Origin of the sequence: Xanthomonas sp. LMG 12460 (genome assembly GCF_009192895.1) — a bacterium.
GTDB lineage: Bacteria > Pseudomonadota > Gammaproteobacteria > Xanthomonadales > Xanthomonadaceae > Xanthomonas_A > Xanthomonas_A sontii.
Genome location: NZ_NKUH01000089.1, coordinates 19281 through 30162, shown reverse-complemented (window position 1 = coordinate 30162; position 10882 = coordinate 19281). Strand labels below are relative to the sequence as shown.

At 71.4% G+C, this 10882-nt stretch carries 10 protein-coding genes and 1 pseudogene; 6 read left to right on the top strand and 5 right to left on the bottom strand.

The genetic code is table 11. The features are described 5' to 3' along the window. The 5 genes and pseudogenes from CEK66_RS16870 to CEK66_RS16850 form a co-directional block, all read left to right on the top strand. Positions 1 to 249, top strand: a pseudogene (locus CEK66_RS16870) (IS5/IS1182 family transposase); the annotation flags it as partial. Between the two features lie 274 nt (positions 250 to 523). Further along, positions 524 to 1840 (top strand): tRNA lysidine(34) synthetase TilS, encoded by a 1317-nt coding sequence (gene tilS, locus CEK66_RS16865; RefSeq protein WP_226978651.1) that lies wholly within the window; start codon positions 524 to 526, stop codon positions 1838 to 1840. Between the two features lie 31 nt (positions 1841 to 1871). Next, positions 1872 to 2135: an exodeoxyribonuclease VII small subunit gene (locus CEK66_RS16860; protein WP_017909613.1), complete on the top strand. Its 264-nt coding sequence runs from the start codon at positions 1872 to 1874 to the stop codon at positions 2133 to 2135. After that, the gene (locus tag CEK66_RS16855; protein WP_152237663.1) at positions 2125 to 3006 is read left to right on the top strand and encodes a polyprenyl synthetase family protein; all 882 of its coding nucleotides are present in this window, start codon (positions 2125 to 2127) and stop codon (positions 3004 to 3006) included. Before CEK66_RS16860 ends, CEK66_RS16855 begins: the two co-directional genes overlap by 11 nt. A 750-nt stretch (positions 3007 to 3756) precedes the next feature. Then, on the top strand, positions 3757 to 4851 hold the full coding sequence (locus CEK66_RS16850; RefSeq protein ID WP_152237662.1) for a M35 family metallo-endopeptidase: 1095 nt from the start codon (positions 3757 to 3759) through the stop codon (positions 4849 to 4851). Positions 4852 to 4947: 96 nt separating this feature from the next. Here CEK66_RS16850 and CEK66_RS16845 read toward each other — a convergent pair whose 3' ends face one another. The 5 genes from CEK66_RS16845 to pmbA all read right to left on the bottom strand — a co-directional run bounded on the left by CEK66_RS16845 (position 4948) and on the right by pmbA (position 10073). Beyond that, positions 4948 to 6081 (bottom strand): DUF1501 domain-containing protein, encoded by a 1134-nt coding sequence (locus tag CEK66_RS16845; RefSeq protein ID WP_152237661.1) that lies wholly within the window; start codon positions 6079 to 6081, stop codon positions 4948 to 4950. Positions 6082 to 6118: 37 nt separating this feature from the next. Further along, positions 6119 to 7546: a DUF1800 domain-containing protein gene (locus CEK66_RS16840; protein WP_152237660.1), complete on the bottom strand. Its 1428-nt coding sequence runs from the start codon at positions 7544 to 7546 to the stop codon at positions 6119 to 6121. A gap of 172 nt (positions 7547 to 7718) precedes the next feature. After that, on the bottom strand, positions 7719 to 8096 hold the full coding sequence (locus CEK66_RS16835) for a DUF4870 domain-containing protein (RefSeq protein ID WP_152237659.1): 378 nt from the start codon (positions 8094 to 8096) through the stop codon (positions 7719 to 7721). Between the two features lie 176 nt (positions 8097 to 8272). Continuing rightward, positions 8273 to 8671, bottom strand: a complete 399-nt coding sequence (locus tag CEK66_RS16830) for a DUF4870 domain-containing protein (RefSeq protein ID WP_152237658.1) — start codon at positions 8669 to 8671, stop codon at positions 8273 to 8275. A 37-nt stretch (positions 8672 to 8708) separates the two neighbouring features. Next, positions 8709 to 10073, bottom strand: a complete 1365-nt coding sequence (gene pmbA / locus CEK66_RS16825) for a metalloprotease PmbA (protein ID WP_152237657.1) — start codon at positions 10071 to 10073, stop codon at positions 8709 to 8711. A 95-nt stretch (positions 10074 to 10168) separates the two neighbouring features. On the opposite strand from pmbA, the gene yjgA reads away from it, so the two are divergent. Next, complete coding sequence (gene yjgA, locus CEK66_RS16820; protein ID WP_017910610.1) at positions 10169 to 10765, top strand: ribosome biogenesis factor YjgA; 597 nt, start codon at positions 10169 to 10171, stop codon at positions 10763 to 10765. Positions 10766 to 10882: the final 117 nt, after the last annotated feature.

Here is a 10882-nt window from a genome sequence, read left to right as displayed (position 1 = left end):
CGCCCCGCGATCCAGCATCAAGGGCATGCGCGCAAGCCCTTGAGCGAGGCAGCAAAGCGCCGGAACCGCCGAATTGCCAAGGATCGGGTGTTCGGCGAGCACCCGTTTGCGCGCTTGGCCCAACAAGGCGGCAAGTTCGTACGCTGCATCGGCTTGGCGCGGGCAAAGGTGGTGATCGGGCTGAAGGTCGCCAGCCATAACGTGATGCGGCTGGCACGGCTACAGGAGCGGGCCATGGTGCCAGCGTGATCGGCTGAGGTAGCCCAGCGGCCACCTCAGCCTCCCAACCACCACGATCAGGCGCCGCTCTGGTGCCGTTGCGACAGATGCTACCCCCTGGCTCCAGGTCGTGGCAGGTTGTTCGAGGTGCCCTTCAGTCCCGACGCGATTAGCTGAAAGGCATCGGGACTGAACTTCCTCCCACAATGCTGCCAAGCGCAAAGACGTCGCCATGCCACGCTTCGCGCTGACCTGCGCTTGCGTCTACAGTGACGCGATGCCGCCGCACGCCTCTACGCCCCCGTTGTCCGCACTCGCCACCGCGCTGCCCGATCCGGCACCGGCGCCGCTGCTGCTCGGCCTCAGCGGCGGGCTGGATTCGACCGTGCTGCTGCACCTGCTCGCGCAGCGGCCGTCGTACCGCCACGCCGGCCTGCGCGCGCTGCATGTGCACCACGGCCTGCATGCCGACGCCGACGCCTGGGCCGCGCGGTGCGCGCAGCTGTGCAACGCGCTGGCGGTGCCGCTGCAGGTGGTGCGGGTGCAGGTGCCGCGCGACAGCGGCGATGGCCTGGAGGCGGCGGCGCGGCAGGCACGGCGCCACGCCTTCGCGCAGGCGCTGCAGCCCGGCGAATGGCTGGTGCTGGCGCAGCACCGCGACGATCAGGCCGAAACCTTCCTGCTGCGCGCGCTGCGCGCCTCCGGGCCCGATGGCCTGGCGGCGATGCAGGCGCTGTCCGATTTCGCCGGCAGCCGCCTGTGGCGGCCGCTGCTGGCGCAGCCGCGCACTGCGCTGTATGCCTATGCGCAGCAGCACGGCCTGCAGTGGATCGACGACCCCAGCAACGCCGACCCCGGCTTCGACCGCAATTTCCTGCGCCTGCAGGTGCTGCCGCTGCTGCGCCAGCGCTGGCCGCACGCCGACGCCGCCCTCGCCCGCAGCGCGCAGCTATGCGCCGACGCCAGTGCGCTGCTGGAGGTGGACGACGGCGCGGCGCTCGACGCGCTGCAGGACGCCCCCGGTGCCCCGCTGCCGCTTGCCCCGCTGCGCGCCCTGCCTGCGGCGCGGCGCGCGCGCGTGCTGCGACGCTGGGTCGCACAGGCCGGCCTGCCGCCATTGCCGGCGGCCGGCCTGGCCGCGATCGAACGCGACCTGCTGCAGCCGCGCGCCGATGCTTCGGCGCAGTTCGCCTGGCACGGCGCCTGCGTGCGCAGCTGGCACGACACGCTGTACGCCGAGCGCGACCCCGCGCCCTGGCCTGCGGACTGGCAGGCGCAGTGGGACGGCCGCGCGCCGCTGGCGTTGCCCGATGGCCGCTGCCTGCACCTGCGCGCCGACACCGCGCTGGCCTTCGATACGCCGCTGCTGGTGCGCGCGCGCCGCGGCGGCGAACGTCTGCTTCTGCCAGGGCGGACGCAGTCGCAGGCACTGAAGCACCTGCTGCAGACGCAGGCGTTGCCGCCGTGGGAGCGCCTGCGACTGCCGCTGCTGTTCGACGCCACGCAACTGCTGGCCGCCGGACCGGACCTTCTGGCCGCGCCGTTGCACGCCTGGCTGCAGGCGCACGCCGCGCACCTGGCGCTGGATCCGCTGCCCGTGGCGGCGCCCGCCTCGCATTGACCCTGCCGCCGCCGCCGCGCACACTTTCGCCATGCCCAAGAAGTCCCAAGACGATGCCTCCCCGGTCGCGCGCTTCGAGCAGTCGCTCGAGGAGCTGGAAGTGCTGGTGGAGAAGATGGAAGCCGGCGACCTGAGCCTGGAGCAGTCGCTCAGCGCCTACGAGCGTGGCGTGGGCCTGTATCGGCAATGCCAGCAGGCGCTGGAGCAGGCCGAATTGCGCGTGCGCCTGCTCAGCGATCCCGAACAGCCCGACAGCGCCGAACCCTTCGACCCCGTACCGCCCCATGGCGGCTGAGGCGGCGTTCGCGCGCTGGCGCGATCGGGTGGAAGCCGGGCTGCAGGCGCAGTTGCCGGCGGCCACGCTGGCGCCGCAGCGCCTGCACGCGGCGATGCGCCACGCCACCCTCGGCGGCGGCAAGCGCATGCGCCCGCTGCTGGTCTACGCCAGCGGCGCGCTGTTCGGCGCCGACGCCGCGCGCCTGGATGCACCGGCGCTGGCGGTGGAACTGATCCACGCCTATTCGCTGGTCCACGACGACCTGCCGGCGATGGACGACGATGCCCTGCGCCGCGGCCAGCCGACCGTGCACATCGCCTTCGACGAAGCCACCGCGATCCTCGCCGGCGACGCGCTGCAGAGCCTGGCGTTCGCGTTGCTGGCCAATGCCGAAGACGCGGCGGCACCGCTGCGCGTGCAGTGGCTGCAGACCCTGGCCGAGGCCGCCGGTGCAGCCGGCATGTGCGGCGGCCAGGCATTGGACATCGACGCCACCGGCCGCGTGCAGGCGCTGCCGGACCTGCAACGCATGCATGCACTGAAGACCGGCGCGCTGATCCGCGCCAGCGTGCGCCTGGGCGCGCTCGGCGGCGGCGCCGACGCCGCCGCACTCGCGCAATTGGACAGCTTCGCCACCGCGCTGGGCCTGGCTTTCCAGGTGCGCGACGACATCCTCGACGTGGAAGCCAGCTCCGAACAGCTCGGCAAGACCGCCGGCAAGGACGTCGCGCAGGCCAAGTCCACCTACCCTGCCCTGCTGGGCATGGACGGCGCCAAGGCCAAGCTGGCCGAGCTGGCGCAGGCGATGCAGGACAGCCTGCACGGCTATGGCGCTGCCGCCGATGCACTGGCGGCGCTGGCGCGGCTCGCGGTCGATCGCGCGCACTGATCGCCGCGCTCGACGCGTGCGATCGTTGCGGCTGGGCCGCACGCGTCATTACCGCGCAGGCGCTGCTCCGCATCCGCGAATCCAGGGAATTATGCTGGCGCTGGCCGCGCGCAGCCGGTGATGACCAGAGGCGCTGTTACAGGAGCGGCTTCAGCCGCGACAGACGGCATCGGTCATGCCTGTCGCGGCTGAAGCCGCTGCTACATGGGCTTGCGGTGAGTGTCTGGGGCAATGTGGGAGGGACTTCAGTCCCGACTGCTTTCGCGATCCGATCGTCCGCCACGCCGCTCGTCGCGGATGCATGACGGTTGACTCCCACACCAGGCGACCAGGGGCATCTCACGCCACGGCAACCCGCGTTACCGCAAAAATTCCGAAGCCGCGCATACCGCTGCAGATCGCGATGACGCCGGCTGCGGCGAATGGAGATCGCGGACGTCCTCATCGCCTTCGGCAAACGCCGCCACCAGCACGATCTGCACGCACGCACACGCACAGTGCGAGCGTGATCGCCACATGGCCTATCCGCAACGCTGCGCTCGATCCAGTGCATGCCGCTGCGGCAAGGCCGCTGCAGCGCGACACTCACATGCGGCGATGTCTGTCCGCGATGCCGATACTGAGACCTGGCGCGCGCTTCGCTGGACGAAATCGAAGACAAACGCACCTGCGACGCGCACGCGCGCATCACCGGGCTAGTTTGCTTCGGCCCCTGTCACGGGGCGCCCACTTTCGACGGAGAGAGACTGCATGAAACACGCATCCCGGATCTCGGCAGCGATCGGCTTCAGCCTGGTCGGCATCATCTCGGCGGCCACGGCGCAATCGCAACTCACGCGCACGCCCGCGCCGCTGCAGGTCGAACTGACGCCGGTCGCCGACGCCGACGGCCAGCAGCGCGGCCAGATGGCGGTGACCGTGCGCAACACCGGCACGCAGGTCGCACGCGTGCCCAAGTGGGAACTGCCGCTGGGCGATCTCGACAACGCCCTGTTCCAGGTCCAGCGCGACGGCAAGCCGGTGGATTACGTCGGGCGCCTGGTCAAGCGCGCCGCGCCGCGCGCCGAGGACATGGTGGTGCTGCAGCCGGGCGAAGCGAAGCAGGCGCAGATCGACCTGAGCCGCGCCTACGACCTGACCCGCAGCGGCACCTACAGCATCCGCCTCGACGCGCCGCTGCAGGGCGCCGCGCTCGCCGATGGCGCGCGCATGCTGCGTGCCGACGGCGAGCCGCAGACCCTGTCCAGCGCGCCGCTGACGGTATGGCTGGATGGCGGCCGCGGCCATGCGGTGCGCAACGACCTGATGATCGGCCCGCAGGCGGTGGTCAACGGCGTCAACTACGCCTCGTGCAGCACCAGCCAGATCAGCACCATCGGCAGCGCGGTGAACGCGGCGCGCACCTACTCGCAGAACGCCAAGACCTACCTCAACGGCGGCAGCACCGGCGCGCGCTACACCACCTGGTTCGGCGCCTACAACGCCAGCCGCTACAGCACCGCCACGTCCAACTTCGTCAACATCGATTCGGCGATCGACCAGAACAACGGCCAGATCACCATCAATTGCGGCTGCAGCGACAGTTCCTACGCCTACGTGTATCCGAACCAGCCGTACCAGATCTACGTGTGCAATGCGTTCTGGAGCGCGCCGCTGACCGGCACCGACTCCAAGGCCGGCACCCTGATCCACGAAATGAGCCACTTCAGCGTGGTCGCCGGCACGCAGGACACCGCGTACGGCCAGAGCGCGGCCAAGAGCCTGGCCAAGAGCGATCCGGCGCGCGCGGTGAAGAACGCCGACAGCCACGAGTACTTCGCCGAGAACAATCCGTCGCAGAACTGAGTCCGGCACGCCGGTGATGTCCCCGGGCGCCGACCTCGCGTCGGCGCCCGGTTCGCGTGCGGCCCAGGCCGCACCTCTGTGCCCGTGTGGTGTGTCCTAGGCCACCAGGCCCTCCAATCTGGGCAGCCCCGCGCTGCCGGGAAACACCTGGGTGTCCAGCGCGCGCTCGGACACGCCCAGATGCGCGCCGAGCACGTGCCGGAACAGGCTGCGCAGGTCGCTGGTGGCGCGCAGGTCGCGGCCCTCGTTCAAGGCCCGCGGCGACAGGCCGGGCCAGTCTCCCGCGATGCGCCCGCCGCGCACCGCGCCGCCGGCCAGGAACGCCACCCCGCCGGTGCCATGGTCGGTCCCGCCGGTGCCGTTCACCGCCGCGGTGCGGCCGAACTCGGTCACCACCGCGACCACGCTGCGCGACCAGCAGGCCTGCGCGCCATCGTGGAACGCGCGCAGCCCCGCATCCAGCTCGCCCAGCTTGCGCTGCAGCACCGCGGCCTGGTTGCCATGGGTATCCCAGCCGGCATCCTCGACGAAGCCGATCCGCGGCCCGTCGGGCTTGGCCATGAAGCTGGCCGCCGCACTCATCGCCTGCGGCAATTGCCCACCCTTGACGCTGTCCACCTGCATGCCCTGCTCGCGCAGCGCGCGCGCGAAATCGCCGGCCAGCTGCGGATCGGCGGCATACAGCGGCTGCAGACGCTGCAGCAGGATCGGATTGACCGCGCTCGGCAGCGGCGGCGACCAGCTGTTCACCGCGCCCGGGCCGCGCATGATCAGCGGCGTCACCGCGCTCACCGACACCGCCTCGGCGCCGTGCAGGGCCAATGCGCAGCGGTTGAGCCAGCCGCTGGAGGCGCCACTGGGCCGCGCGGTGCCGTTCTCCAGGCAATCCTGCGCCTCGAAGTGCGAGCGCTCGCGGTACGGCGGCGCCACCGCCACCACCGGCAGCCATTGCTTGCGCGCGTACAGCGCGTGCGCGAACGCCAGCGCCGGATGCAGCGCGAAGCTGCCATCCAGGGCCAGGGTCTGCGGCGGCGCCAGCGCGCCGCGCAGGCGTGCGTAGTCGGGGTCGGCGGTCGGCACCAGTGCGTGCAGCCCGTCCAGCGCGCCGCGCAGCAGCACCACCAGCAGGCGCGTATCGGCGCCCGGCGCGGCCAGGCCGCTGCCCGACCACAGGCTCAACACGGTGGCCGCACCGCTGGCGGCAAGGAAACGACGGCGTGTCAGTTGCATCGGAGCTTCTCCCATCGCGGATCGGACCGCGCGCCGCTCAGGCGCGCCATTGGAAGGCCGGGCTGGCCAGCAGCACCGCCACGCCTTCGCGCGGCGATTCGGCGCGCCGCACCGCGGTCAGCGTGTCCGCATCCGGACCGTCGCCGAACGCGGTCGCGGCCAGTGCCAGCGGCTCGCCTGGGGCCATCCCGGCCAGCGCCTCGGCGGCCTGCACGCGCTTCCACAGTGCGTCGGCGCCGCTCCATTCCGCGGCCACGTCGGCATAGCCGGCCGGCGAGCGCGGCGTGAACGGCGGCTGCCCCATCCGTGCCAGCAGGGTCAGCACGGTCTTCTGCTGCGGCGGCGCCTCGGGCCAGGCACCTCCGGCGCGCAGTGCGGACACCACGAAATCCTGCGGCGGCTTGAACTTGCGCGCCTGCGCGTCCCATGCCTCGGGGCTGTCGATCAGGGCGCGGTAGACGTGGCGCAGGTCGCCATCGCTGCGCCGCCACGCGTCGGCCATGCGCTGCACCAAGGCCGGTGGCGGGTCGTCGCGGACGAAATGCCGGGCCAGCTTGAACGAGACGTGCTGCGCGGTGGCCGGGTGCCGGGCCAGCGCCGCCAGGATCGCCTCGCCCTGCGCCACGCCGTCCTCGGCGTAGCGCCGGCCCAGCACCAGGCGGCTGCCGGCGGCATGCGCCGGCGCGCGGAACACGAAGGCGGCCCCGGGCGCTCCCTGCTCGAAATCGCGCGGCGCCGGCACGCCCCAGCCGGTGATCGCACGCGCCAGTTCGGTGACGTCGGCCTGGGTATAGCCGCCGTCCACGCCCAGCGTGTGCAGTTCCAGGATCTCGCGCGCCAGATTCTCGTTGAGCCCCAGGCGGCGCACGGGACGTTCGGGATCCAGGCGCAGGGCCCGGCGCTGCGCGCGTTGCGCCAGCAGCGAGTCGGGGCCGACCGAATTGGCGTTGTCCAGGTAGCGCAGCATCGCCGGGTGACGCTCCACCGCCAGTAGCAGATCGGCGAAGCGGCCCATGCAGTGCGGGCGGATCGCCTCGCGCTCCATCGGCGCCGCGTACAGCGCGGCCGCACGCTTGTCGACCGAGACCGCGAAATGATTGGACCAGAACTGCACCAGGCGCTCGGCGAAGCCGGCCGGGCTGGACACCGCGACCCGGTAGCGCGCCGCCAGTTCCTGCGCCTGTGCCTGCCGATAGAGCCCGCGCGCGGCCTGCTGCGCCTGCTGGGCGGCCTGCTGCGGATCGCCGGCCGCCTGCTGCCGCGCCTGGCGGCGTTCGCGCTGGTAGTCGGCCTCGCGGCGCAGGTAGGCCAGGCTGTCGGGCAGGCCCTGCAACGCCGGCGCCAGCGGCGGCGACTGCAATTGCACGGCCAGCCAGGCGCGCGGCTCGCCCATGCCGGTCAGGTCCCCGGGACGGGCGCCCAGGCCGAAGCGGTTGGCGGCGCTCAAGCTCTCGCGGCGGATCATGCGGCGCTCCGGTGATGGCGACAGCCTTGCAAACGCGCAGCACGGGCCGCGGTTGACCGGCCGGTGGCGGCGTTGCGCCTGGCCGCCCTGCGACCTCCCGCCGGAGCGCGGCGCGGGCACAAAAAAGGCCCGGCGCAGCGGCCGGGCCTTCGGGGACGCGTCACAGGCGCGCTTACTTGATCAGGCGCAGCGCGAACGGGTAGCGGTAGGCGACGCCGTCGTTGGCCTTGATGCCGGCCAGGATGCAGAACACCAGGTTCACCACCCACACCACCGGCATCAGCAATCCGCCGATGACGATCACGCTGAGCACCACGCAGATCACGTACGCGATGGCGACGGTGATCTGGAAATTCAGCGCTTCCTTGGCCTGGTCGTTGAGGAAGGACTTGGCCGGATTGTCCTTGTTCACCAGCCAGATGATCAGCGGCACGATGAAGCCGGCGATGATCCCGGACAGATGGGTGATCAGCGAGACAGTGCGATCTTCCTGGGGGCCTGCCGAGGCCGGCGGCGGCGGCGGGGCAGTGACGTTGTCGAATTCGCTCATCGGTATTCCGTTCCTTTGGTGGTGAGGGGACAAGACGTTTGGCGCGTCACTCTCGGCGGCTGGCGCAGCGCTGTCAAGCCAAGCCGGCAAGGCGGGAAGACGCCTCGACGGGCGCAAGGATCGCCCGCTCGGCAACCGCGGCGCTGATCCGACGCCCCATACGGCAGCGGATCGCGCTAGCGGCGACCGAGCATGGCCTTGGCCGCCGCGTATAGGCTGACGCCCATCGCCACAAGCAGCATCAGGACCAGCAGCCACCCGAACACCAGCACGGCACCGAAGATCAGCACGCTCGGCGCCAGCAAGACCGCACTCAGCAGGGACAGGCCGAGGCCCATCCGCATGGCCTGGCGCGCGTGTTCGGCGACGAACGGCTGCCTGCCCCGCATCGCCCACCATTGCGCGCCCGGCAACAGCCACAGCAACAGCAGCCACCACAGCGCGTAGCCCAGGTGCGCATTGCAGGCGGCGAACAAGCCGATCCACATCGACAGATGCGCAAATGCCGCCAGCGCGCGCTCCCACGCGGGCGCTGGGCCGTCGGCGATCGTGTTCTCGGTGTCGCTTGCCTGCATGCCTGTGCGTCCTTGCGCGCTGCCTGCGTCGCGGCGCTCAGTCGTTGCCGGCCACCGTCATCCTGCCGACCAGCACCGCGCCGATATGCACATGCGAGCGCACGTCGATGTCGGCGCCGACCGCCTCGATGTCCTGGAACATCTGCCGCAGGTTGCCGGCGATGGTGATCTCGTCCACCGGATAGGCGATTTCGCCGTTCTCGATCCAGAATCCGCCGGCGCCGCGCGAGTAGTCGCCGGTGACCGGGTTGACGCCGTTGCCCATCAGGTCGGTGACCAGCAGGCCGCGCGGCAGGCCCTTGACGATGGTCTGCAGGTCGGTGGCATTGGCCGCCACCTGCAGGTTGTGCACCCCGCCGGCATTGGCGGTGGTCTGCAGGCCCAGCTTGCGCGCCGAATAGCTGCCCAGCACGTAGCGCTGCAGCACGCCGTCGCGCACCAGCGGCGCCTCGCGGGTGGCCACGCCCTCGCCGTCGAAGGCGGCCGAGCGCAGGCCGCGGCGCAGGTGCGGCCGTTCGTCGATCGCGAACCACTCCGGGAACAGGCGGGTGCCGGCGCTGTCGAGCAGGAAGCTGGCGCGGCGATACAGCGAACCACCGGACACCGCGCCAAGCAGATGCCCGATCAACGAGCGCGCCATTTCCGGCGCGAACAGCACCGGCACCTCACCGGTCGGCAGCGAGCGCGGCTGCAGCCGCGCCACGGTGCGCTCGGCGGCGCGGCGGCCGATCGCCGAGGCGCGCTCCAGGTCCTCGCGCGCCAGCGCGCTGCTGTACCAGCCGTCGCGCTGCATGCCGTCGCCCTGCCCGGCGATCAGCGTGCAGGCGATCGAATGGTGGGTGCTGCGCTCGCAGCCGACGAAGCCGTGCGAATTGGCATAGACCGACAGGCTCTCGCTGCTGCCGGCCGAGGCGCCGTCGGAATTGCTGATCCGCGCATCGGCATCGCGACCGGCGGCCTCGCAGGCCAGCGCCAGGTCGATCGCCTCCTCGGCCTGCAGCGGCCACGGATGCCAGCGGTCGAAATCCGGCTGCTCGCGCGCCATCAGTGCCGCCTCGGCCAGGCCGGCGGCCACATCGTCCTCGGTGTAGCGGGCGATCGCGCAGGCCTGGGCCACGGTGGCTTCCAGGCTGGACTCGTGCAGGTCGGCGGTGCTGGCGCTGCCCTTGCGCTGGCCGAAGTAGACGGTGACGCCGATGCCGCGGTCGCGGGTGGATTCCACCGTCTCCACCGCGCCCAGGCGCACGTTGACGTCCAGCCCGCGGTCTTCGCTGCAGCTGACCTCGGCCTGGCTGGCGCCGAGCGCGCGGGCGCGCGCCAGCAGCCGCTCGGCGATGTCGGACAGGCGCTCCAGGCGCTGCTGGCTGTCGTCGCGGTGCAAATCGGGGGTGATCGCGTTCAATGCTTTATCCTTGTTGTGCGAATCCCTTCGCCCCTGTCCGGCCGTCCTGGCCGGATGTGTTGATTTGATTTCCAGCCCGATCGAGTAGTACGAGCATGCGCGGACGCGACGAAGACACCGGTGAATTCCGCGGCGAAAGCCGCAGCCAGCAACGCCGCGAGGCGCTGGAAGTGCTGAGCCTGGGCGAGAAGCTGGTGGCGCTGACCCCGGCGCAGCTGGCCAAGCTGCCGGTGCCCGAATCGCTGCTGCCGCACATCGCCGAGACCAAGCGCATCACCTCGCACATCGCGCACAAGCGGCAGCTGGCGTTCCTGGCCAAGCAGATGCGGCGCGAGGACGAGGCGGTGCTGGAGGCGATCCGCGAGGCGATGGACGTCAACAGCGACAGCGCGCGCCGCGAAGTGGCGGCCATGCACCGGGTCGAGGACTGGCGCGAGCGGCTGCTCGCCGAAGGCGACACCGCGCTGGCCGAACTGCTGGCCGAGCATCCCGACGCCGACCGCCAGCGGCTGCGCCAGCTGGTCCGCAACGCCAAGGACGAGCGGCTGAAGAACAAGCCGCCGCACGCTTACCGCGAGTTGTTCCGGGAGCTGCGCGAGATGATCCTGGGGGGTGCGTCGGGAATGGGGAATGGAGAATCGGGAATCGAAGAAGCGGACGACGACGCGGCGTTCGACGACACGCGCGACTGAGGCGCGGCAACGTCGGCTGCCGCGCACAACGGACGACGCGCTCCCAGCCCAGCGAGCGCGGCGCACGATGAACCTGTCCGCCAGCCCTGCAACGCCGCAGCCCACCGCGGCGCCCGC